The sequence below is a fragment of the Trinickia sp. genome (assembly GCF_051953405.1).
Lineage (GTDB): Bacteria > Pseudomonadota > Gammaproteobacteria > Burkholderiales > Burkholderiaceae > Trinickia.
In genome coordinates, this window is sequence record NZ_JBQCIV010000104.1 from 53,166 (window position 1) to 75,922 (window position 22,757).

At 66.1% G+C, this 22,757-nt stretch carries 18 protein-coding genes, 1 tRNA gene and 3 riboswitches; of the genes, 13 read left to right on the forward strand and 6 right to left on the reverse strand.

Annotated features, from left to right (window positions below):
* Nucleotides 1-30: 30 nt before the first annotated feature.
* Nucleotides 31-708 carry a hypothetical protein gene (locus ACTHN9_RS18225; RefSeq protein WP_440538172.1) on the reverse strand — a complete coding sequence of 226 codons (678 nt, stop codon included), beginning with the start codon at nucleotides 706-708 and terminating at the stop codon, nucleotides 31-33.
* Nucleotides 709-827: 119 nt separating this feature from the next.
* Nucleotides 828-935, forward strand: a riboswitch (glycine riboswitch).
* A gap of 18 nt (nucleotides 936-953) precedes the next feature.
* Nucleotides 954-1,119: riboswitch (glycine riboswitch) on the forward strand.
* 91 nt (nucleotides 1,120-1,210) lie between these two features.
* Here ACTHN9_RS18225 and gcvT point away from each other — a divergent pair.
* The 5 genes from gcvT (at nucleotide 1,211) to ACTHN9_RS18250 (ending at nucleotide 8,692) form a co-directional block, all read left to right on the forward strand.
* Nucleotides 1,211-2,329, forward strand: a complete 1,119-nt coding sequence (gene gcvT / locus ACTHN9_RS18230; protein ID WP_440538173.1) for a glycine cleavage system aminomethyltransferase GcvT — start codon at nucleotides 1,211-1,213, stop codon at nucleotides 2,327-2,329.
* 87 nt (nucleotides 2,330-2,416) lie between these two features.
* Nucleotides 2,417-2,797, forward strand: coding sequence for a glycine cleavage system protein GcvH (gcvH, locus tag ACTHN9_RS18235; RefSeq protein WP_440538174.1), 381 nt, complete (start codon nucleotides 2,417-2,419; stop codon nucleotides 2,795-2,797).
* 75 nt (nucleotides 2,798-2,872) lie between these two features.
* Nucleotides 2,873-5,830: an aminomethyl-transferring glycine dehydrogenase gene (gene gcvP / locus ACTHN9_RS18240; RefSeq protein WP_440538175.1), complete on the forward strand. Its 2,958-nt coding sequence runs from the start codon at nucleotides 2,873-2,875 to the stop codon at nucleotides 5,828-5,830.
* A 223-nt stretch (nucleotides 5,831-6,053) separates the two neighbouring features.
* Entirely contained in the window at nucleotides 6,054-7,172 is a 1,119-nt protein-coding gene (locus ACTHN9_RS18245; protein WP_440538233.1) for an alginate lyase family protein, read from the forward strand.
* A 131-nt stretch (nucleotides 7,173-7,303) separates the two neighbouring features.
* The gene (locus ACTHN9_RS18250; protein ID WP_440538176.1) at nucleotides 7,304-8,692 is read left to right on the forward strand and encodes an L-serine ammonia-lyase; all 1,389 of its coding nucleotides are present in this window, start codon (nucleotides 7,304-7,306) and stop codon (nucleotides 8,690-8,692) included.
* A gap of 67 nt (nucleotides 8,693-8,759) precedes the next feature.
* Here the strand turns inward: ACTHN9_RS18250 and ACTHN9_RS18255 are convergent, their stop codons facing one another.
* Nucleotides 8,760-9,317, reverse strand: coding sequence for a putative adhesin (locus ACTHN9_RS18255; protein ID WP_440538177.1), 558 nt, complete (start codon nucleotides 9,315-9,317; stop codon nucleotides 8,760-8,762).
* A 348-nt stretch (nucleotides 9,318-9,665) separates the two neighbouring features.
* On the opposite strand from ACTHN9_RS18255, the gene ACTHN9_RS18260 reads away from it, so the two are divergent.
* Nucleotides 9,666-11,372, forward strand: coding sequence for a thiamine pyrophosphate-binding protein (locus ACTHN9_RS18260; protein ID WP_440538178.1), 1,707 nt, complete (start codon nucleotides 9,666-9,668; stop codon nucleotides 11,370-11,372).
* A gap of 228 nt (nucleotides 11,373-11,600) precedes the next feature.
* A complete protein-coding gene (locus ACTHN9_RS18265; protein ID WP_440538179.1) occupies nucleotides 11,601-13,328 on the forward strand; it encodes a tetratricopeptide repeat protein in 1,728 nt (575 codons plus the stop codon).
* A 24-nt stretch (nucleotides 13,329-13,352) separates the two neighbouring features.
* Here ACTHN9_RS18265 and ACTHN9_RS18270 read toward each other — a convergent pair whose 3' ends face one another.
* Nucleotides 13,353-13,733 (reverse strand): DUF2784 domain-containing protein, encoded by a 381-nt coding sequence (locus tag ACTHN9_RS18270; protein ID WP_440538180.1) that lies wholly within the window; start codon nucleotides 13,731-13,733, stop codon nucleotides 13,353-13,355.
* A gap of 303 nt (nucleotides 13,734-14,036) precedes the next feature.
* Between ACTHN9_RS18270 and ACTHN9_RS18275 the strand changes: the two genes are divergently transcribed.
* The 4 genes from ACTHN9_RS18275 (at nucleotide 14,037) to ACTHN9_RS18290 (ending at nucleotide 17,230) form a co-directional block, all read left to right on the forward strand.
* Nucleotides 14,037-14,207, forward strand: a complete 171-nt coding sequence (locus tag ACTHN9_RS18275) for a hypothetical protein (RefSeq protein ID WP_440538181.1) — start codon at nucleotides 14,037-14,039, stop codon at nucleotides 14,205-14,207.
* 111 nt (nucleotides 14,208-14,318) lie between these two features.
* Nucleotides 14,319-15,197, forward strand: a complete 879-nt coding sequence (locus ACTHN9_RS18280) for a DMT family transporter (protein WP_440538182.1) — start codon at nucleotides 14,319-14,321, stop codon at nucleotides 15,195-15,197.
* A 100-nt stretch (nucleotides 15,198-15,297) separates the two neighbouring features.
* Complete coding sequence (locus tag ACTHN9_RS18285; protein ID WP_440538183.1) at nucleotides 15,298-16,380, forward strand: phytoene/squalene synthase family protein; 1,083 nt, start codon at nucleotides 15,298-15,300, stop codon at nucleotides 16,378-16,380.
* A 64-nt stretch (nucleotides 16,381-16,444) separates the two neighbouring features.
* Nucleotides 16,445-16,565: riboswitch (ZMP/ZTP riboswitch) on the forward strand.
* A gap of 32 nt (nucleotides 16,566-16,597) precedes the next feature.
* Nucleotides 16,598-17,230 carry a LysE family translocator gene (locus tag ACTHN9_RS18290; RefSeq protein WP_440538184.1) on the forward strand — a complete coding sequence of 211 codons (633 nt, stop codon included), beginning with the start codon at nucleotides 16,598-16,600 and terminating at the stop codon, nucleotides 17,228-17,230.
* A gap of 106 nt (nucleotides 17,231-17,336) precedes the next feature.
* Here the strand turns inward: ACTHN9_RS18290 and ACTHN9_RS18295 are convergent, their stop codons facing one another.
* Together ACTHN9_RS18295 and ACTHN9_RS18300 are read right to left on the reverse strand one after the other, a co-directional pair.
* Nucleotides 17,337-17,720 carry a hypothetical protein gene (locus ACTHN9_RS18295; RefSeq protein WP_440538185.1) on the reverse strand — a complete coding sequence of 128 codons (384 nt, stop codon included), beginning with the start codon at nucleotides 17,718-17,720 and terminating at the stop codon, nucleotides 17,337-17,339.
* A gap of 116 nt (nucleotides 17,721-17,836) precedes the next feature.
* On the reverse strand, nucleotides 17,837-18,916 hold the full coding sequence (locus ACTHN9_RS18300; protein WP_440538186.1) for an oxidoreductase: 1,080 nt from the start codon (nucleotides 18,914-18,916) through the stop codon (nucleotides 17,837-17,839).
* Nucleotides 18,917-19,181: 265 nt separating this feature from the next.
* Here ACTHN9_RS18300 and ACTHN9_RS18305 point away from each other — a divergent pair, with 265 nt between their 5' ends.
* A complete protein-coding gene (locus tag ACTHN9_RS18305; protein WP_440538187.1) occupies nucleotides 19,182-21,272 on the forward strand; it encodes a UvrD-helicase domain-containing protein in 2,091 nt (696 codons plus the stop codon).
* A gap of 84 nt (nucleotides 21,273-21,356) precedes the next feature.
* On the opposite strand, the gene ACTHN9_RS18310 is transcribed toward ACTHN9_RS18305, so the two are convergent.
* A complete protein-coding gene (locus tag ACTHN9_RS18310; protein WP_440538188.1) occupies nucleotides 21,357-22,250 on the reverse strand; it encodes a c-type cytochrome in 894 nt (297 codons plus the stop codon).
* A 431-nt stretch (nucleotides 22,251-22,681) separates the two neighbouring features.
* On the opposite strand from ACTHN9_RS18310, the gene ACTHN9_RS18315 reads away from it, so the two are divergent.
* Nucleotides 22,682-22,757: transfer RNA gene (locus ACTHN9_RS18315), tRNA-Arg, on the forward strand.

The following is a 22,757-nucleotide window of genomic DNA, read 5'->3' on the forward strand; positions in this document are numbered from 1 at the left end:
GCGGCCTGTCCGCCTTCGCGTAAGGGACCGCTAAGACACGCACTCATACCGCCCCACTTCATGCTCGGCATGCACGCCGGGATGCCGGCGTGTGGCCTCCCACAGCGGCGAGGCGCTGACCTTGCCGTCGTGCCCGTGATGCCCGCGTGCCGCCGCGCGTCGGTGCGCCTGCGCCTGCGTCCAACGCGCGAAGTTCAACACGTGGGCTTCGTCGCGCGTGGCGAAGAAATTCGCTGAAATGAGGCCGTCGGGCGGCTCGGCATCGCCGTTCAGCGCCAGCATGACTTTATCGATCCAACTCGTTTGAATCACGCCGCTCGGTTTCTCTAGCGATTGCCGGACGACGACCAGGCATTCCCCAGGACCGCTGCGGCCCGAGGTCCAGCCGCCGGCCGGGACGGCAACGTCGACCCACTCGGGCACGGCCTCGCCCCCGAGCGGTTCGATTGCATGCGCGATCGCGTCGACGACGGTGCGCTCGGCCGCCTCGAAGCGGCTCACGCGCCAGGCGGCGATGAACAGCAGCGCGTTGGCGTCGACGTCGCGGTAGACGTCGGCAAGGGTGCCCGTCGGAACGGCACGGGCACGTTCGATCAGCATGGGCCGCGCGCGCTCGAGCGCGTGGCGCGAGGCGAAGGTAACGCGGCCCGCGGCGAGCAGGCGAATATCTTGATCCGTGGGGCAGAAGCGGTTCGACAAAGGCGACATGAGCTAATCCTCCTCGATAGCATCTACGTTACCTCGTCTTGGCCATGCTTGCCGCATGCATGACTCGCGCACGTTGACCGCCGCTCATTTGACAACACCCTTACGCTCGCGTAAATTTCGCGCACGCGTCGGGAGAGCGCGCTCGCGGTAGGGTTTTTGCCTGCCGGGAACGCCGCCGAAGGGGCACACCCAGAAACTCTCAGGCAAAAAGGACCGACCGCGTCGAAAGGCTTGCCCAGGCAGGTCTTTCGCACTCTGGAGAGTGGCGGTAGTTCGCAGCGGCGCACGGGGCAAAATCGGCACGGCGCGCGCGGGCAAGCCGCCCACCGAAGGGGCGCGCGCATCGAGCGGGGAAACGGTATTCGTCCTCGCAAGCGCAATCTCTCAGGTACCGAGGACAGAGGGGTCATGCATCGCATTCGCTGTAGGCATCGCGCCTCGGGAGTGTGGGTCGGCATGGCCCTTTTTCGTTTTCGCGAAACCTTTGCGCGCCGAGGCTCCAATGACCGAACTGCAACACACCCCCCTGAACGCCGCTCACCGTGCCCTCAACGCGCGCATGGTCGATTTCGGCGGCTGGGACATGCCCGTCAACTACGGCTCGCAAATCGACGAACACCACGCGGTGCGCACCGATGCGGGCATGTTCGACGTCTCGCACATGTGCGCGGTCGATTTCGCCGGGGCCCAAGCCCGCGCGTTTTTCGAATACGCGATCGCCAATAACGTCGGCAAGCTGCAAACGCCCGGCCGTGCACTCTATTCGTGCATGCTGAACGAAGCCGGCGGCGTCATCGACGACCTCATCGTCTACTTTTTCTCCGACGACTTTTTCCGCGTCGTCGTCAATGCAGGCACGGCCGAGAAGGATCTCGCCTGGTTCGAGCGGTTGAATGCCGAGCGCGGGTTCGGCCTCGCCATCACGCCGCGGCGCGATCTGGCGATCGTCGCCGTGCAGGGCCCGAACGCGCGCGCGAAACTCTGGCAGGTGCTGCCTTCGGTGCGCGAAGCTACCGAGCCGCTCAAGCCGTTCAACGCGGCGCGCGTCGCTGCCGCGCCCTACGGCGAGCTGACGATCGCGCGCACCGGCTATACCGGTGAGGACGGCTTCGAGATCATCGTGCCGGCCGAGCACGTCGTCGCGCTCTGGCAAGCGTTGCAGGCAGCGGGCGTGCGGCCGTGCGGGCTGGGCGCGCGCGACACGCTGCGCCTCGAAGCCGGCATGAATCTGTACGGCCAGGACATGGACGAAAGCGTCTCGCCGCTCGATGCCGGGCTGGCTTGGACCGTGGATCTGACGAGCGCACGGCCGTTCGTCGGCCGCGCCGCGCTCGAGCGCGACGGTTCGCGTCAGGCATTCGTCGGCCTCATCTTGCAAAAGGAAAATGGCAAGGCCGGCGGCGTGCTGCGGGCGCACCAGAAAGTCGTGACGCCCCATGGCGAAGGCGAAATCACGAGCGGCACGTTCTCGCCGACCATGCAGGAATCGATCGCATTCGCGCGCGTGCCCCATGGCGTGCACCCCGGCGACGTCGTGCAAGTGCTGATTCGCGACAAGGCGCTGCCCGCAAGCGTGGTAAAACTGCCGTTCGTGCGCAGCGGCAAGGTGCTCGTCGCCTAAACGCGGCCCTCGCGCGAGATGTCGATCCTTACGGCTTCGTTTCAACCGATTTCTTATTCCTTATTCCTATTTCACTAGGAGCATCACATGAGCAACGTCCCGGCCGATCTGAAATACACCGACGAACATGAGTGGGTCAGAACCGAAGCCGACGGCACGGTATCGGTGGGCATTACCGATCACGCGCAAGCGACGCTCGGCGACATCGTCTTCCTCGAATTGCCCGAAGTCGGCAAGGACATCAAAGCGGGCGACGCCGTCGGCGTCGTGGAATCGGTGAAGGCCGCCTCCGACATCTATGCGCCGGTGACGGGCCAGATCGTTGCCGTCAACGAGGCGATCGTCGACACACCCGACGAAGTCAATTCGGATGCCTACGGCGCCTGGCTGTTCAAGGTGAAGCTCGCGGATCCGGCCTCGATCGGCAGCCTGCTCGACGCCGCCGCCTACGAAAAGCTCGTCGGCTGATTTTTCCATTCGTTTTTGCCGCGCGGCGCTCAACGTTTTCACGCCGAACCGCCGCGCACCACAAGCTGCCCTACCATGAAGCTCGAACACCCGGATCGTCTGATGAACCGCACCCCTTTCTCGCTCGCCGCGCTCGAAGTGCATGACGCCTTCGCCGAGCGGCACATCGGCCCGGACGGCGCCGACCAGCACAAGATGCTGGAGGTGCTCGGTTTCGAATCGCGCGCCGCGCTGATCGATGCGGTGATCCCGCGTGCGATCCGCCGTACCGATCCGCTGCCGCTCGGCCCGTTCGCCGAGCCGCGCAGCGAGGCCGAGGCGCTCTCGCGCCTGCGCGAACTCGCGGATAAGAACGAGGTGTTCCGCTCCTACATCGGGCAGGGCTACTACAACACGCACACGCCGGCTGTCATTTTGCGCAACGTGCTCGAGAATCCGGCTTGGTACACGGCCTACACGCCGTACCAACCCGAAATCTCGCAAGGCCGGCTCGAGGCGCTGCTGAACTTCCAGCAGATGATCGGCGATCTGACCGGGCTCGAAATCTCGAACGCCTCGCTGCTCGACGAAGCCACGGCCGCAGCGGAGGCGATGACGCTGCTGCAACGCGTCGGCAAGTCGAAGTCGAACGTGTTCTACGTGGCGGACGACGTTTTGCCGCAGACGATCGAAGTCGTGCGCACGCGCGCTGAGCCGATCGGCATCGAAGTGCAAGTCGGCCCGGCCGACGGTGCCGCCAGCGCGAACGCGTTCGGCGTGCTGCTGCAATATCCGGGCGCGGGCGGCGAGGTGCGCGACTACCGCGCGCTGGCCGAAGCCGTGCATGCGGCGGGCGGCCACGTGGTGGCGGCGGCCGATCTGCTCGCGCTCACGCTGCTCGTGCCGCCGGGCGAATGGGGGGCCGACGTGGCCGTGGGTACTTCGCAGCGCTTCGGCGTGCCGGTCGGCTTCGGCGGCCCGCACGCGGCCTACATGGCCGTGCGCGACGAATTCAAGCGCCAGATGCCGGGCCGGCTCGTCGGCGTGACCGTCGATGCCCAAGGCAAGAGCGCGCTGCGCCTTGCGCTGCAAACGCGCGAGCAGCACATCCGTCGCGAGAAGGCGACCTCCAACGTTTGCACGGCGCAGGCGCTGCTCGCCATCATGGCGAGCATGTACGCCGTCTACCACGGGCCGCAGGGCTTGAAGACGATTGCCCAGCGCGTACACCGCATCGCGGCGCTGCTCGCCGCCGGCGCGAAACAGCTCGGCTACACGCTCGTCAATGAAACGTTCTTCGATACCCTGACGATCGAAACGGGTTCGCGCACGGCTGCCGTGCACGACGCCGCCAAGCGCATGCGGATCAACTTGCGCCGCGTGAGCGACACGCGCGTCGGCATTTCCGTCGACGAAACCACGAAGCGCGCCGATCTGGCCGATCTGCTGTCCGTATTCGCGCACGCGGCCGGTGCGATCGACGTGCCCCATGTCGATGCGCTCGATACGGCGCTCACGCGGGCCGAGGAGCAGGGCCAGGGCGGCGATTCGGCCGCGCTGCCCGCGACGCTCGTGCGCAAGAGCGCGTACTTGACGCACCACGTCTTCAACCGCCACCACTCGGAAACGGAAATGCTGCGCTACCTGCGCAGCCTCGCCGATAAAGACCTCGCGCTCGACCGCTCGATGATCCCGCTCGGCTCGTGCACGATGAAGCTGAACGCCACGTCGGAGATGCTGCCCGTGACGTGGCCCGAGTTCTCGCAGATCCACCCGTTCGCACCGGCCGAGCAGACGGTCGGCTATCGCGAGATGATCGACCAGCTCGAGCAGATGCTCGTCGCGGCCACCGGCTACGCCGCCGTTTCGCTGCAACCGAACGCGGGCTCGCAAGGCGAGTACGCCGGCCTGCTCATCATCCACGCCTATCATGCGTCGCGCGGCGAAGGCCATCGCGATGTGTGCCTGATTCCGGCCTCGGCGCACGGCACGAACCCGGCCTCGGCGCATATGGCGGGGATGAAAGTCGTCGTCGTGGCCTGCGACGATCAAGGCAACGTCGACATCGGCGACCTGAAGGCGAAGGCTGCCGAGCACGCCGCGAACCTGGCGGCGATCATGATCACGTATCCGTCGACGCACGGCGTGTTCGAGCAGAACGTGCGCGAAATCTGCGAAATCGTCCATGCCCACGGCGGCCAGGTGTACGTGGACGGCGCGAACATGAACGCGATGGTCGGGCTCACGGCGCCGGGCCAATTCGGCGGCGACGTGTCGCACCTGAATCTGCACAAGACGTTCTGCATTCCGCACGGCGGCGGCGGACCGGGCGTCGGCCCGGTTGCAGTGGGTGCGCATCTGGCGCAGTTCCTGCCGAACCAGACGTCGTCGGGGTATCGTCGCGCCGAGCGCGGCATCGGTGCCGTGTCGGCCGCGCCGTACGGCTCGGCCTCGATTCTGCCGATTTCGTGGATGTATATCGCGATGATGGGCGCGAAGAACCTGACGGCCGCCACGGAGGTCGCGATCCTGAACGCGAACTATGTCGCCAAGCGTTTGGCTGCGCACTACCCGGTGCTGTATTCGGGCCCGGGTGGGCTCGTCGCACACGAGTGCATTCTCGATTTGCGTCCGATCAAGGATGCGAGCGGGATCACCGTGGACGACGTGGCCAAGCGCCTGGCCGATTACGGCTTCCACGCGCCGACGATGAGCTTCCCCGTGCCCGGCACGCTGATGGTGGAGCCGACCGAATCCGAATCGAAGGAAGAACTCGATCGGTTCGTCGAGGCGATGATCGCGATTCGAGACGAAATCCGCGCTGTGGAAGAAGGTCGCGCGGACCGCGAGGACAATCCGCTCAAGCACGCGCCGCATACGGCCGCGGTCGTGACGGCGAACGAGTGGCCGCATGCGTATTCGCGCGAAAGCGCGGCGTATCCGCTGCCCTCGCTCGTCGCTCGCAAGTATTGGCCGCCCGTCGGCCGTGCCGATAACGCCTATGGCGACCGCAATTTGTTCTGCTCTTGCGTGCCGATCGCGGATTACGCCTGACGGCGCGGGCATGAGCGTCGTGGCGTGCGATGGTCCCGCCCACCCTGCTTGTGGTGGGCGAGCGCGCACGCCGCTCGTCGCGAATAAGCGAATACCGGTACCATCTCATCCCGCGATCCAGCCAATGAAGGAGCGACCGATGGGGCGAAAGGTGCCGGCAGCGACGGCATGCAGGCCAAGCGTGCAATGGGGCGTGCCGAGCGCGCAAATCAAGCAATGGCCGATGGTGCGGCAGGCGCGTGCGCCGATCGGATCGAGGCTGCGCCCGGGGCCGTCGGTCGCGGCCTGGTTGATCGCTTGTGCGGGCATCGTCGCGCCGTTCGGTGCGGCGCGCGCCGCAATGAATTTTTGCGCGGCACCGGCCATGCAGACGAGCGAGCGGACGAGCGCGGCGCCCTCGGTGCAGGCGCTCGTCAAGAACGTGGCCGCGCGGCTGAACGACCAACCGAAGCCGCTGGCGCGGCTTCATACGGAAGGCACGCTCCCGCACGAAGGGATCTACGATCAAAGCGTTGCTGCCGAACGCGATCTCGAACTCATGCGCGATGCGGCGCTCGTTTGGCGCGCCACGGGCGACGAGCGTTATCTGCGCCTCGTCGACCGGTTCTTGCTGGCTTGGGCGACGACTTATCAGCCGAGTTTCAATCCGATCGACGAGACGCATTTCGATTCGCTGATCCTCGCCTACGATTTGACGGCTAGCGCGTTGCCCGTGAAGACGCGCAACGCGGTGGCGGCGTTTATCGCCAAACTCGCGAACGGCTACATCGCGCGCGTGAACGTGCAGCCTCGGCCTTTGACGGGCACCTACCGCAACAACTGGGAGAGCCATCGCGTGAAGCTCGTCGCCATGGCGGCCTTCACGCTGGACGATCGCAAGCTTATCGATGCGGCGCAGCGGCTGTTCGTCGAACAGATCGGCACGAATGTTGCGCCCGATGGAACAACGGCGGACTTCACCGAACGCGACGCGCTCCACTATGTGACGTACGACCTGCAGCCCCTTGTGGTGGCGGCACTCTCCGCTCGGCGTCACAACCGCAATTGGCTGACCCAGCGCGCGCCGAACGGCGCAACGCTCGGCGTCGCTCTCGATTGGCTCGTCCCATACGCACTCGGCGAAAAGACGCACGAGGAGTTCGTGCATTCGAGCGTCCCGTTCGACGCGAAGCGGCGCGAGGCGGGCTTGCCGGGCTACTCGGGGCAGTGGGACCCGAAAAGCTCGGACGAATTGTTTCACCTTGCCGCGCGGCTGTCGGGCCGCTACGCGGGCGTCGCGCAGCGGCTCTCGCCGATGCCGCCCGCGTGGCTCTCGGTCTGCCTGCCGTTACCGGCGAGATAAGGTTACGACACGCCTAGGCAGCACGGGCCGCATCGTTGTCCTCCACCGGGAGGGCAGCGGGAGGTTGCCGAAAGGCGCGCACTCATCAACCCGAGGCCGGCATGCGGCTTCGATCAGCTTGTGGAGCAACAATGGCAGTCAGCGTTTTCGATCTCTTCAAAATCGGCATCGGCCCTTCGAGTTCGCATACGGTCGGGCCGATGCGCGCGGCCCTGCTGTTCGTGCAGGGACTCGAACGCGATGGGCTGCTCGAGCAGACGGCTTCGGTCAAGGTCGAACTCTACGGCTCGCTCGGCGCAACGGGAAAGGGACACGGGACCGATCGCGGCGTCATGCTGGGTTTGATGGGCGATGCTCCCGATACCGTCGATCCGTCGACGGTCGCCGCGCGGCTGGATGCCGTGCAAAAGTCTCGCCGGCTCGCCCTCGGCGGGACGCACGAGATCGGCTTTGTCCCGAAGGAACAGATCGCGTTTTATCGGCAAGCGCTGCCCGAGCATCCGAATGGTCTGAAGTTGCGCGCCGCCGACGCCGAGGGCGCGGTGCTGCGGGAGGCGACCTATCTGTCGGTCGGCGGCGGCTTCGTCGTCACGGCCGGCGCACCCAACACGAAGGTGCTGCAAGCGGCCGATCAGCGCGCGCACCCGTTTAGCACCGGCAACGAGCTGCTGGCGATGTGCGCGCAAACCGGCAAATCCATCGCTCAGCTCATGTGGGACAACGAGCGCGTTTGGCATACCGAAGAGGAAACGCGCATCGGGCTGTTGAAGATCTGGGATGTGATGCAATCGTGCGTTGCGCGCGGTTGCGGCATCGGCAATCCCGACGCCGACGGCACGCTGCCAGGGCCGTTCCAGGTCAAACGCCGCGCGCCGCAGTTGTACCGCGCGCTGTCGGGCAACCCGGAGCAGGCGTTGCGCGATCCGCTCTCGATGGTCGATTGGATCAACCTGTACGCGATTGCCGTCAACGAAGAAAACGCGGCCGGCGGCCGGGTCGTTACGGCGCCGACGAACGGCGCCGCCGGGATCGTGCCGGCCGTGCTGCACTACTACACGCGTTTCGTGCCCGGTGCGAACGAGCAGGGCGTCATCGATTTCCTGATGACGGCCGCGGCCATCGGCATCCTCTACAAACTCAATGCGTCGATTTCGGGGGCCGAAGTGGGCTGCCAGGGCGAGGTCGGCGTGGCCTGCTCGATGGCGGCCGGCGCGCTGGCCGCGGTCACGGGCGGCACGCCCAAGCAGGTCGAGAACGCAGCCGAGATCGGCATGGAGCACAACCTCGGGCTCACGTGCGATCCCGTCGGCGGCATGGTGCAGATTCCCTGCATCGAGCGCAACGCGATGGCCGCGGTCAAGGCCGTGAATGCGGCGCGCATGGCGCTGCGCGGCGACGGCAGCCATTATGTCTCGCTCGATTCGGTCATCAAGACGATGCGCGAGACGGGGGCCGATATGAAGACGAAGTATAAGGAGACGTCGCGCGGCGGGCTGGCGGTCAATATCGTCGAGTGCTAAGGACTGTCCACGCGTGGCGCGGCGGGCGGCGCTTTGCCTGCGGCCGCACCGCTCGCTCGACATTGCGTTACAGCACCCGCTGCGCGTCGTAGCCGCGGCGCGGATCGAACGGTCTCACTCGGCAAAACACGCAGTGAATGCGCTCATAGTGGTAGCCGGCCTCGTCGAGCATCGACAGTACCGACTTGAGCGTCAGGCCGGCCTTGCCCCACCACCGATTGCGCACGGTCAGCACATCCATCCCTTGATGTCCGAACTGACGCTGGCGATAGTCCATGCCCGATGAGATCTGGTAGTACGTGTCGTCCTCGAACTTGAGCAGCCGGTAGTTGCGGACCTTATCGCCTTCTCGAAGGATTTCCAGCGGCCGGACGTGCTGACGGATGACGTCCGATAGGCCGGGATCGTTGAGCGCTCGGCCATGCGGGCCATAGAAGTGCAGCTCGACACCGGCCGGCACCGCCAACCATCCGCCCAAGCCCGGCACACGTCGGGCGTTGCCGATCTGGCGGCCGAATTCGGGCCTCGGCATGTAGCCGCCGTGCGAAGTGATGACGAGGTCGCCGGCTTGCCGGTTCCCCGTGAAGAGGTAGAGCCGGTCGCCGATGGCAATAGGGTCGGACATGAGCAATTTCTCGATTGGATCGCAAAGACGATGACGTGCCAGTCACCGATGACGTGGCGGCCACTATAGGCGCTAGCTTGTAGGCTATCGGCGAGAAACTTCTCGATCGCCTTGCCGTCCGCGTGCGACCTTCAGCCGCTTCGTCTTTTGTCGCTTCGCATTTTGCTTGTCCCTCATCGCACTCGCCTCGCCTCGCCGGATTGCCTCTCCTTCGTCCCGCTTTCCGCTTTCCGCAGTGACAGCGCGCAGGCGAGAGGCGTAAGCTGTCGGCGCCGTCTCACGCGATTCGCTGTTCGCCTCAGTCGCGCCTTCTCGAACCCAACTCTAGTATCAGGAGGTTGCCGCACCATGCCGAATGTCGCCGAAACCGCCCACGTGACCGGAGCGCGTTTGCTTGTCGATGCGCTCATCACGCACGGGGTCGACCGTGTGTTCAGCGTGCCGGGCGAGAGCTTTCTCGCCGTGCTCGACACGCTTTATGACGAAACGGAGCGCATTCGCACGATCGTCTGCCGGCACGAAGCCGGTGCGGCGAATATGGCCGAGGCGACCGGCAAACTCACGGGGCGGCCCGGTGTGGCGATCGTCACGCGCGGGCCCGGCGCGACGCATGCCTCGATCGGCGTGCACACCGCGTTTCAAGATTCGACGCCGATGATCCTGCTCATCGGCCAATGCGCGCGCGATCATCTCGATCGCGAGGCGTTTCAGGAAATCGACTATCGGCGCATGTTCGGGCAGATGGCGAAATGGGTGGCGCAGATCGACGACGCGCGCCGGATTCCCGAATACTTGAGCCACGCCTTCCACACCGCCTGTGCAGGGCGTCCAGGCCCCGTGGTATTGGCGTTGCCCGAAGACATGCTCTCCGAGCCGTGTCCTCGCGTACCCTGCGCGCCACCGTTTCAACGCGTGGCGGCATCGCCGTCGGCCGCGCAAATCGAAGACGTTCGCGCGCGGCTCGAGAACGCCGAGCGGCCGATGGTGATCGCGGGCGGCAGCGGATGGAACGCGCAAGCGTGCGCCGATTTGCGCCGATTCGTCGAGACGTGGCAGTTGCCGATCGGCTGCGCCTTCCGCTATCAAGACACGATCGATAACGATTCGCCGAACTACGCGGGCGACGTCGGTCTCGGCGTGAATCCGGCGCTCGCGCAGCGCATCCGCGAGGCGGACCTGCTGCTCGTCCTGGGCCCGCGCTTGGGCGAAGCGACGACCGGCGGCTATACGCTGCTCGATATCCCGAAGACACGGCAAACCCTCGTGCATGTGCATCAAGGCGCCGAGGAATTGGGGCGCGTGTATGCGGCCGATCTGCCGATCGTCTCGGGCATGCCCGAAATCGCCGCCGCGCTCGCGGCGCTCGAACCGCGCCGCGCGCCCGCATGGGCCGGTACGGCGGAGCAAGCGCATCGCGCGTATCTCGAGTGGCGCGCGCCGCGTCCGATGCTCGGCAACGTTCAGCTCGGCGAAATCATGGCGCAGTTGCGCGCGCGCTTGCCCGCCGATGCCATCGTGACGAACGGCGCCGGCAATTACGCGATCTGGCTGCACCGCCACTTCGCGTATCGGCAATGGCGCACGCAACTGGCGCCGACGAGCGGCGCCATGGGCTACGGCGTGCCCGCGGCCATCGCGGCGAAGGCGCTGTATCCCGAGCGGACGGTTGTTGCGTTTGCCGGAGACGGGTGTTTCATGATGTCGTCGCAAGAACTCGCGACGGCAGTGCAGTACGGCTTGAACGTCGTGTTCGTCGTCGTCAACAACGCGCACTACGGCACCATTCGCATGCACCAGGAGCGGCATTATCCGGGGCGCACGCATGGTACGGGGCTGACGAATCCGGATTTTGCCGCGTTTGCGCGCGCGTTCGGCGCACACGGGGAAACCGTCGAGCAAACGGCCGACTTCCTGCCGGCGTTCGAGCGATGCGTCGCGAGCGGCCGGCCCGCGCTGATCGAAATTCGCGTGCCCCAGGAAGTCAGCACCCCGGCGGCCACGCTCGACGACATTCGCGCGCAGGGCCAGCGAACACGGGCCGCTGCGTCGAAATAGCTAGGGCGAAGTAGCTAGGGCGAAGTAGCCGTGTCTGGTCCGGGCGTTCGCCCGGCCGCGCGTCTTAGGCTGCGCAATGGCGCCAACGCGCCTATGCTGGCCCTATGTGGCGTCGCGCGCGTGTCGGCGACGGTCGGAGGTGCACGGGCGTGCGGCGGCCAACATACGGCCGTGCTCCGACCGTTCTTCATGTGTGGATCGACTGCCACTTGCCACGAGAAGACGAGCATGACGAATCGGCGCGCACATCGATGGCTCACCGCCCTCGCGATGGCGCAGGCCTTCACGGCGCAGGCTGCTGCGCCGTCGCCGTCGCTGCCTTGCGTGCCGGCACTGTCGGTCACGGATGTCGAGCACGGGTTCCGTTTCGAGCAAGACTGCGGCATCGAGCCCGCGCAGCGGGACCGCTTTGCCGCCGATGCCTGGCGCGCCGCGCGCCGAGCGCACCTGCCGGGCCGCCAACGCGTGGCCTTCGCGAAAGCAGCCGATTGGATGTTCGAGACGAATCGCGGCCAGCCGTTTTCGACGCTTGCGCCGATTGTGCTGACGTTCGCGGCGCAAGGCGAGGGCGGCGACGATGTCGACTTCGCCGCCCTCGCGCGCGATTGGGACGAGCGTTACGCGTTGCTGCGACGGCAGACGCGCATCATGTGGACCGACGATCCGCTCGAACCGCAAGTCGACGCCGCGGTTGCCGCGCTCGATCTCGATGGCGCGGCCAAACTGATCGGCGCGGAACTCGCCGAACCCGGCGCGCCCAACGATCTCATCGCCGCGCGCAGTTTCGAAGCGGGTATCGTCGAATCGCTGCGGTTCTCCTGGAAGCGAGCGCTTACATTCGTGCGCATCGCACACGTGTTGCGGCCGGACGACCTGCGGATCGCGGATTTCTACGGCGATTTGCTCGTGCACGCGCGCTCGCTCGAGCTGGCGCAGCCCGTCTACGAATCGCTCGTTTTGCACTACCAAGTGCTCGCGCACGATAAGCCCGACCGGTGGCGGCCGCCGTTCGCTCGCGCGTTGGCCAAGCTCGGGCATTTGTATTCGGGATTGGCGCTGCCGGCGGACGCGGAGATGGCCGACTTGCACGCGCTCGGATTGTATTGGGGGTTGGCGCGCGAGCAACCCGCGCGTTTCGCGCCGGCCGTCGCCGATCTGCTCGAAGCGCTCGGCAGCCTTTACCGCGACGCCGCCCGCCCTAGCGATGCGATCGACGCCTATCGGGAGGCGCTCAAACTCGAGCGCGCGTTGGCGCAGCGCGACGCCGGCACTTATACGCCCGATCTAGCGACGACGCTGAACGATCTCGGCGTGCTTTATGCGATGCAACACCAAGCTGGCGAAGCGCGCGACGCGTACACCGAGGCGCTCGCGTTACAGCGGGCCCTCGTGCGCGAGAATGCGCTCGCCTATCGCCCGGCGCTCGCGCAGACCCTGAATAACCTCGGCAATCTCTACAGCGACGGCGGGCAACTGGCCGAGGCCGAGCGAGCTTACGACGAAGCGCTGGCGATCCGCCGCAAGCTCGCGCGAGAGAGCCCTGCGCACGATGCGCCGGACATGGCACGCACGCTGACGAACCTCGGCGTGCTGTACCGGAAACAAGGCCGGACCGTGTCGGCCGAGCACGCGTACCGGGAGGCGCTGCTCACGCTTGCCCCGTTCGAGCGCGCTGGGCCCGGCGCGGTGGGGGCCGACCGCGCTCGGACCCTGAACAATCTCGGCGTCCTGCTCAGCAAGACGCGTCGGCGGCGCGAGGCCGAGGACGCCTACCGCCGCGCGATCGCGCTCTACCACGCGCTCGCAAAAAAGGAACCGGAGACGTATCGCGGCGACTACGCGCGCGTGCTGGGCAATCTGGCGAAGCTCTACGACGAGATGGGGCGCAAGCGCGAAGCACAAGCCGTGCTGCAGACGGCGGCCAAGCTGCGGCAAGACGCGACCGAGGCGCAGTGACGGGCGAGCGGCCGTATCGAGCCGTCAGCGCCGGGGATTCGGGCGTGGCGGGACGTATCGCCAGGTGAGGAGCACGGCAAGCGCGAACAGCACGTACGCGAGCGTGAACATCCAAGTCGGCAATGCGTAGAACAAAAGCCGCCCGACCCATGATTCGATGCATCCTTGCGGGCCGACGTTTCCGGTGCGCAGCCAATCTTCGAGCACGGTGAGCGGGCAGGGGACATCGAGGGCCGCGAGCAGCGCGACGACACCGATCGCCGCCAGATGCCAGAATCGAAAGCGCCGCTCGCGCACCCAGGCCCAGCCAAGGGCAGCGCCGAGCCAAATGGCCGCGAATCCGCCGACGATGAACAGCGCGACGAGCGCATGCAAGACGAGGACGATATCGGCCAGAGCGGTCATGAAGGGCGCCGATCGGCGGGGTAATGCCGGGCAGTATCGCACTGTCCGAGCCCGCGCGTGCGGGGCGGCGGCGCCGCGAGGCCGGCATGCTCACTATGTCGACCGCCGACCGCCGACCGCCGACCGCCGACCGCCGACCGCCGACCGCCGACCGCCGACCGACGATCCAGCCCTTCGCCCTTCCTGCCGTTGCGCGATCGGGCCGTCGCGGGTAGTCTGTCGGACAGTCGATCGTTTCCTGCTTGGTCGACACAAACCCGACCGCCCCATGCGCGGTCCTTGCCCTTCACCGATTCGACATCGATGACGCACTCCATGCGCCCCCACGGCATCGTCGCCAGCCCCTCCGGCTCGAACGTCGGCGCTGGGCGCATTGCGTACTCGAGCGCCCTCGTGCCCGTGCACGCCGGCTCGCCTCCCCCGCCGAGGCAAGTCGTCGTCGGCATGGCCGCGCCCCCCGTGGCGCGCGTCTAAACGCCGAATTCCCGGTTCGCCCGCGCAGGCTCGTTTTGCCTCGCGTCCCCTTGGACGCGCATGGCGTGCGCTCGCGCCGGCTCCCTGCACACTGGCACAAGGTGATTTCAGATGAATTCCATTCGAGCCGCGCTGGCGGCTTACGGTACGACCACGCTTTTCGTTTTGCTCTGGAGTAGCGGCGCGATCTTCGCCGAACTCGGTATCGAGCACGCATCGGCCTTCGCGTTCCTGCTTTTGCGCTTTACTTTGGCCAATGCCGTGTTGGCCCTGTTCGGCCTGTGGCGCCGTCGCTGGCTGCCGGCGCGCGGCACGCGCTGGCGCGTTGCGCTAACCGGTGCGCTACTCACGGGCGGCTATTCGATTTGCTATCTGCTCGCGCTCGCCCACGGCCTCACGCCGGGGTTGCTCGCCACGATGCTCGGCGCGCAGCCGATTCTGACGATGCTCGCCACGCAGCGGCGCCACTCGCCGCGCCGGCTGGCGGGCCTGGCCGTCGCGCTCGTGGGGTTGGCGCTCGTCGTGCATCCGAGCCCCGGTGCGGCGACGTCGGCGAGCGGTGCGGCCCTCGGGCTTGCGGCGCTGGCCTGCATGACCGTCGGCGCGATCGCCCAGAAACGGATCGCGCAGGCGCCGATCGACGTGCTGCCGCTGCAAAACGCCGTGAGCCTCGCGTTGTGCGCGGCGATCGCCCCTTCGATGCCGCTCACGTTCACGCTCGACGCGACGCTCCTCGTCTCGTTGCTATGGCTCGGCCTCGTGATCTCCGTGTTCGCGCAACTGCTCTTCTATCGATTGGTGCAGCGCGGCGACCTCGTGAACGTCACAAGCTTGTTCTATCTCGTGCCGATCGTGACGGCGCTGATGGACTATGCGTTTCTCGGCCACCGCTTGCAGGCGCTGGAACTGGCCGGCATGGCGGCGATCTTGGGCGGCCTCGCGCTCGTCATGCGCGCCGATCCGCAGCCGAAGTCTTCCGTTAGCGCTTAACGCTTAGCGCGTAGCCACCGGACGAAAGGGACAGGACGCCCGCCGGGGCCGGCTACAATTGCGGACCGCGACGTGCGTCCATCCCTTCACTATTCGATTCATGTCCCACGCTGCCCGCGCCGATCTGCTCGGCCCTTTGCTCAAAAGTGTCTCGCGCTCGTTCTATTTGACGTTGAGCGTGTTGCCGGCGCCGATGCGCGATCCGGTCGGCCTGGCCTACCTGCTTGCGCGCGCGGCCGACACGATCGCCGATACCTCGCTGATCGAACCGGCTCGGCGCCTGTCGTTGCTGCTGGCGCTACGGGCCGCGGTGGCCGGCGACACGAGCGAGGGCACGAAGCGCGCGATCGCGCAAATTGCCGACGAAGTGGCCGGACAACAGGCGTTACCCGACGAGAAGCGCTTGCTCGAATCGATCGATGCGGCGCTGGCGGTACTCGAGCAGCTCGATGCCGAGGATCGCGCCGCGGTGCGCGACATCGTGGCGACGCTGACAACCGGCATGGAATTCGATTTGCGGACCTTCCCGGCCGAACATTCCGGTGCCGTGGTGGCGTTGCGCGACGCGGCGGAACTCGACCGCTATACCTACCTCGTAGCCGGTTGCGTCGGCGAATTCTGGACGAAGATGACCTGTGCGCATTTGCCGGCCACGTTCGACGAGCCCGAGGCGACCGTGATCGAGCGCGGCGTGCGCTTCGGTAAGGCCCTGCAATTGACGAACATCCTACGAGACTGCTCGAAGGATCTTCGGATCGGCCGCTGCTATCTGCCCGCGCCGCTGCTCGAGCGGCACGCGCTGACGCCGGCGGCGCTGCTCGAGCCCGGCGCCTCGCCGCGCGCGCGGCCCATACTCGTCGAACTGATGGCGACGGCGCTCGCGCACTATCGCGCCGCGGCCGATTACACCTTCTCGATTCCGCGCAGCTCGATTCGTCTGCGCTTGGCGTGTTTATGGCCGATCCTGATCGGGCTGGAGACGTTGCGGCTGCTGGCGGCCAACGACGCTTGGCTCGACCCCGCCCGCATCTCGAAGGTCCGGCGCAACGACGTCTATCGTCTTGTCGCGGGCTCGACGGCCGCGGTGTGTTTCGACGGTCTATTGCGAGGCTGGATCGACCGGACGATGCGCGATATCGAAGCGAAATTGGGCACGCCGGCATCGGCCTCCGTTGTTGCTTGATGTTGCGTGACCGCGGGCGCCGTATGGGCTTGTCTGCGCGATCGACTTAAGCGTGGAATAATCGGTCGGTCCGCGCGACTGGCGCCGTGAGATGGAGTCCACCATCGGGGAGCGCGGGGGCAGGGGTGCGCAACGTATCGCGCGAGCCTTTGTCGAAGCATCCGCCGCGCGCCTGGGCATGAAACGTCATCCATCCATCATCGATCGAGGAGATGCAATGCCCACGTCCGGATCGCTATTCGCCTTCGGCCTCGTCGCGCTCGGTATCGCGCTGACGCCCGGCCCCAACATGATCTATCTCGTCTCGCGCTCGCTCTGCCAGGGGCGGGCCGCCGGCATGATTTCGCTCGGAGGCGTCGCGCTCGGCTTCGTCTTTTATATGGTCGGTACGGCATGCGGCATCACCGCGCTGCTCATGGCGGTGCCGTTCGCTTACGATGCTCTGCGGCTCGGCGGCGCGCTGTATCTCGTCTATCTCGCCTGGCAGGCGCTGAAGCCGGGCGGCCGCTCGCCGTTCGAAGTGCGCGATCTGCCGGCCGATAGTCCTCGTAAGCTGTTCACGATGGGTTTGATCACGAACCTGCTCAACCCGAAAATCGCCGTGCTGTACCTCTCGCTGCTGCCGCAGTTCATCGATCCGCACCGCGGCAGCGTGCTTACGCAGTCGCTGACGCTGGGTAGCCTGCAGATCGCGGCGAGTCTCGCGGTCAATACCGCCGTGGCGATGATGGCCGGATCGATCGCGGCGTTTCTCGCCGGGCGGCCGAGTTGGGTGAAGGTGCAGCGCTGGGTGATGGGCACCGTGCTCGCGGGGCTCGCCGTGCGGATGGCGACTCAGGCGCGGCGTTGAGCGAGCGCGCGCGCCGCCGAGCGCCGCTGAGCGACGCAAAAAAACGCGGCGCAGCCCGAAGGCCCGCCGCGTTTTTGTTGTGCCGGCGCGCGAGGCGCACCGATGTTCAGTACCCGATCGCTCGTGCGGCGCCGTCCAGTTCCTGGTTGATGACGCGCTGTTCGTCGCTCGACAGCCCGCCGCCGTGTTGCCCGGCCATATCGCTCGTTTCTTGCCGGATCACGTCGAGCCGGTGATGCAGCCCGGCGCCGGTCGGCGGCGGATAGTAGCCTTGGCCCACGCGTTCGTCGATGCGGCGGCTCAGATTGTCGATACGCTCGTCCACCTCGGCGCGCCGAGCCAGTTCGGCCTCGTGCGGATTCGGCCGGACCACCGGCGGCGGCGGGGGCGGGGGCGGCGGCGCACGGTGGTGCGGTGGCCGCGCGACGACGCAAGCCGCCAGCACGGAAATCAGCGCGCAATAAACGAGTGCGCGAATCGAGCGTTGCATCCCATTCTCCTTGTGGTTTTGCATGGGTGTGTGGGGGGCCATGGCGGCCACTAGGTAACAAACGTCCGACGCGCCTGCCTAGATGACAGGCGCGCTCGAAATAGTGCGGACGGTGCTTACGCCGGCTCGCGTACGAACGGTAGCCGCTTGCCTTCGCGGGCGCTTTCGTTCGCGAGTTCGATAATCGCCATGACGTCGACGGCATCTTGCGGCGAAACGGGGAACGGGGCGCCGTGCACGATCGCGTTCGCCACTGCGCGGTAGAACTCGAGATACGCCCCGTCGCGCGTCGGCACGACACGCTCGACTTCTTGCTCGCCCTCCAGAGCACGCAGCGTGCCCGGCGCATTGCCCCCGCCGAAACCGGCTTGGCCGGGCCGCAGTCCCGCCTTCAACTGATCTTCCTGGGTATCGAGTCCTGCCTTTACATAGCTGCCGCGTGTGCCGTGCACCGTGAAGCGCGGCGGCTCGATCGCCACGAGCGCGCTGGCGTGGAGCACGACTTCCTTATCGGCGTAGCCGAGCAGAAGATGGAGGTAGTCGGGCGCGCTCGCGCGATCGCGGTGCTGCTTGACCGTGGCATACACCGATTCGGGGGCGCCGAACAAGGCCAGCGCTTGGTCGATGAGATGCGGACCGAGATCGAACAGCAGACCGCCGCCGCGCGCGGCTTGCTCGCGCCAGCGCTGACGCACCTGCGGCCGAAAGCGGTCGAAGTGCGATTCGAAGTGAACCACGCGCCCTAGCGCGCCGCTTTCGATCAGCGCACGAACGGTCATGAAATCGCCGTCCCAGCGCCGATTGTGAAACGGCGCGAAGAGCGTGCCGTGCTCGCGTGCGAGCCGGGCCAGGGTACGCGCTTCGTCGGCCGTCAGCGTCACGGGTTTGTCGACGACGACATGTTTGCCTGCCGCGAGCGCCTTCGCCGCGAGCGCGAAATGCGTGTCGTTCGGCGTGGCGATGACGATGCAATCGACGTTCGCGGACGCGATCAGCGCGTCGATGTCGGCGACGATCTCGGCCTGAGGGTAATCGGCGAGCGCGCGCTCGCGCTGGCTCGTGGCGATCGCCGCGACGCGCGCATACGGCGTATCGGGCGCGTCCACGGGGGCACCGCAATGATCGATGACAGGCGCGTGAAACGTCGCGCCCGCGTACCCGTAGCCCATCAAACCGATTTTCAACGTGCGAGCCATGTGTGCTTTCCTCCGCCAAACGTCAAATGGACGAGCCGCGCGGCGAGCGAACCTGGCAATCCGGCGGCTCGGCCACGGGGCAAGACAGTCGAACATTGTGGCACGCCTCGACTTGGCGAGGAACCGATTCCACCGGGCGAGCAAGGATGGCGTGTGCATCCGTGTTAACATCGCGCACTTGCCCTCACGGCTTCGCGCGCCGCATCCGCTACGGTATCGATGCGCTTTAAGCGAGCCGCCAACCTCGTTACACCCATCCACAACGATGTCCGCAGGATTGAACCCCGCCCAGAGCGAAGCGGTGCGCTACCTCGACGGCCCGTGCCTGGTGCTGGCCGGCGCCGGCAGCGGCAAGACGCGCGTGATCACGCAGAAAATCGCCCATCTCATCGAGAACAAGGGCTTCGAGCCGCGCCATATTGCCGCCGTGACCTTCACGAACAAGGCCGCCGCCGAAATGCGCGAGCGCGTCGGCAAGCTGCTCGAAGGCAAGACGCTGACCACCCCCGGTAAAGAGGGTCGGAAAGTGCCCGTCAATCAACTGACGGTCTGCACGTTCCACTCGCTCGGGGTGCAGATTCTGCGCGCGGAAGCGGAGCACCTCGGGCTCAAGCCGCAGTTCTCGATCATGGATTCCGACGATTGTTTCGGCATGATCCAAGAACAAGTCGGCTCGACCGACAAAGGCTTCATTCGCAAGATCCAGTCGATCATCTCCTTGTGGAAGAACGGCTTGATCGACCCGCAGACGGCCGCGGCCAGCGCGACGAACGAGGACGAGCATCAGGCCGCGATCGTCTACCGCAACTATGTGGCGACGCTCCATGCTTATCAGGCGGTCGATTTCGACGACCTGATTCGCCTGCCGACCGAGCTGTTTGCGCAGAACGAAGCCGTGCGCGACCGCTGGCAGAACAAGCTGCGTTATCTGCTCATCGACGAATACCAGGACACCAATGCGTGCCAGTACGAATTGGTGAAGCTGCTGGCTGGGCCGCGCGCGGCCTTTACGGCGGTGGGCGACGACGACCAGGCGATCTACGGCTGGCGCGGCGCCACGCTCGAAAACCTCGCGCAGCTCGGCAAGGATTTTCCGAAGCTGCATCTCATCAAGCTCGAGCAGAACTACCGCTCGACGGTGCGGATTCTGACGGCGGCGAACAACGTGATCGCCAACAACCCGAAGTTGTTCGAGAAGAAGCTGTGGTCCGAGCACGGGATGGGCGACACGATCACGGTCACGCCTTGCAACGATGAAGAGCACGAGGCCGAATCGGTCGTTTTCCGCCTGTCGGCGCACAAATTCGAGCGCCGCACGCAGTTTCGCGACTACGCGATCCTTTACCGCGGCAACTTCCAGGCACGCATCTTCGAGCAGGTGCTGCGCCGCGAACGGATTCCTTATGTCATTTCGGGCGGGCAGTCGTTCTTCGATAAAGCCGAAATCAAGGATATTTGCGCGTATTTGCGTCTGATCGCCAATCCCGACGACGATCCCGCGTTCATCCGGGCGATCACGACACCGCGACGCGGCATCGGCAACACGACGCTCGAAGCGCTGGGCGCCTTCGCGGGACAGGCCAAGGTGTCGCTGTTCGAAGCCGTCTACATGGGTGGAATCGAAGCGCGTTTGTCCGCGCGACAGGTCGAACCGCTGCGCGTTTTCTGCGATTTCATGCAGCGGATCGCCGACCGCGCGACGAAGGACGCGGCGACCACGCTGCTCGACGATCTGATGGACGCGATCCACTACGAGGCCTACCTCTACGACACGTTCGACGAGCGCCAGGCTCAGTCGCGTTGGCAGAACGTGCTCGAGTTCTTGGAGTGGCTCAAGCGCAAGGGGACGAAGCCCGAACCCGAGCAGATCGAGGACGGCGAGGCTAGCGGTTTCGACAATGCCGATGGGTTGGCCGATACGGGTAAGAACCTGCTGGGCCTGATCCAGACGGTGGCCTTGATGTCGATGCTCGAAGGCAAGGAGGAAGACCCCGATGCGGTGCGGTTATCGACCGTGCACGCGTCGAAGGGGCTCGAGTATCCGCACGTATTTCTCGTGGGCGTCGAGGAGGGGATCATGCCGCACCGCGGCGGCGCCGACGACGAGCCGATCGACGATGCGCGGATCGAAGAAGAGCGCCGCTTGATGTACGTGGCGATTACGCGTGCGCAGCGCAGCTTGCATCTGAACTGGTGCAAGAAGCGAAAACGCGCTCGCGAGACGGTAGTGTGCGAACCATCGCGCTTCATTCCTGAAATGAGCCTGGACGAAGCGCCGCCGCCGACACCCGAAGAAGCGCCGATGACGCCGAAAGATCGATTGGCGAGCCTGAAGGCGTTGCTGCAGAAGCCTTGAGCGGGTGGTCGATCGACTAATGGACGAAAGGGCCCCAAGCGTTTGCTTGGGGCCCTTTCTCTTGGGGATGTCGCGGCTTACCGCTTACTTGGCTGCGCTGACCATGTAATCGACGGCGGCTTTGACGTCGTCGTCGGACGCGTTCGAGCCGCCCTTCGGGGGCATGTTGCCCTTGCCGTGCAGCGCGTAGTTGTAGATGACGTCCATCGGATCCTTGAGCCGCGGCGCCCAATCGCCCTTGTTGCCGAACTTCGGTGCGCCGAGCACGCCGGCGGCGTGGCACGCCTGGCAGACCTGGGTGTAGAGCGCCTTGCCGGCTTGCGCTTGATCGGCGGCGGGCGAGGCGGGGGCGGGGGCGCTCGGCAGCGCGGCGATCGCGGCCGCGGCCTGATCGTTCACGGTGCCGGTGCTGGCGGTCGGGCTTTGCGTGGCGGTGGCGGCGGAGGCGGCGTTTTGCGTCGCGGCGGCGCCGGAGGCCGGGGCGGCGGGCTCGGGGAAGGTCGCGCCGGCGTGATCGGCCATGTAGACGACGGCGCGGGCGATTTCGTAATCGCTGTAGTCGTCGGGGCTCGTGCCGCCGCGCGGGGGCATCGCTCCCTTGCCGTGCAGGGCCGTTTGCAGCAGCGTGTCGTAGCCTTGCGCGATGCGCGGCGCCCAGTCTCCGGCGTTGCCGAACTTCGGTGCGCCGGCGGCGCCGGGGGTGTGGCAGGTGGTACAGACCGCTTTGAAGACTTCTTCGCCGGTCTTGTAGACGCGAGGGGCGTTGGGATTGCGGACGTCGACTTGCGCGATGGGGGCGATGCGTTTGGCGACGGTGGCATCGGCCAGGCCGTCGGTTCCGGCGCCGGTGCGTTGCGACTGATTGACGTAGTACGCCAGCAAGATGATGACGACGATCGGAATGGCAAACGCCGCAATGACCGCGGCGATCAACTGGCCGGGCGTTTTGATCGGGGCTCCGTGTGGTGCTTCGCTCATGCTTGTCTCGTCTCCCGGGAATTTTGTTGGTGAGCGGTACAGCGCGACGGCAACAGCTAAAACTGAAACGGCTAAGTCGGCAACGACTTAATTAATTCGATCAAACACGGGGTCGATTATAGACGCAACGTTTTGGCGGCGGCGAGCGGGGTGGATGGGGCGAGGGGGAGGCGTTTACCCGGGCTTGTCGTGGGGCGTGGGTTAATGGGGTTGGAACGGTTTCGCGTTTTTGGGGTTTTTAGTGGGATGGCGGCGGAACGGGGGCGCTTGGGCGAGGTTCGAAAGCTGTGGGCCGGCGCGGTGGTGCTAGCGATCGCCAAGGGGACCGCGGTGTCAAGGGGACCGCGGTGGACGCGATAGGCGAAACCGGGTATGCTCTCGGTCTCGCTCGGAGCCGCAGCCCCTCTGGCCGCGACGCCCTCCGCGCTAATGCGCCCGTAGCTCAATGGATAGAGTACTGCCCTCCGAAGGCAGGGGTTGCTGGTTCGATCCCAGCCGGGCGCGCCA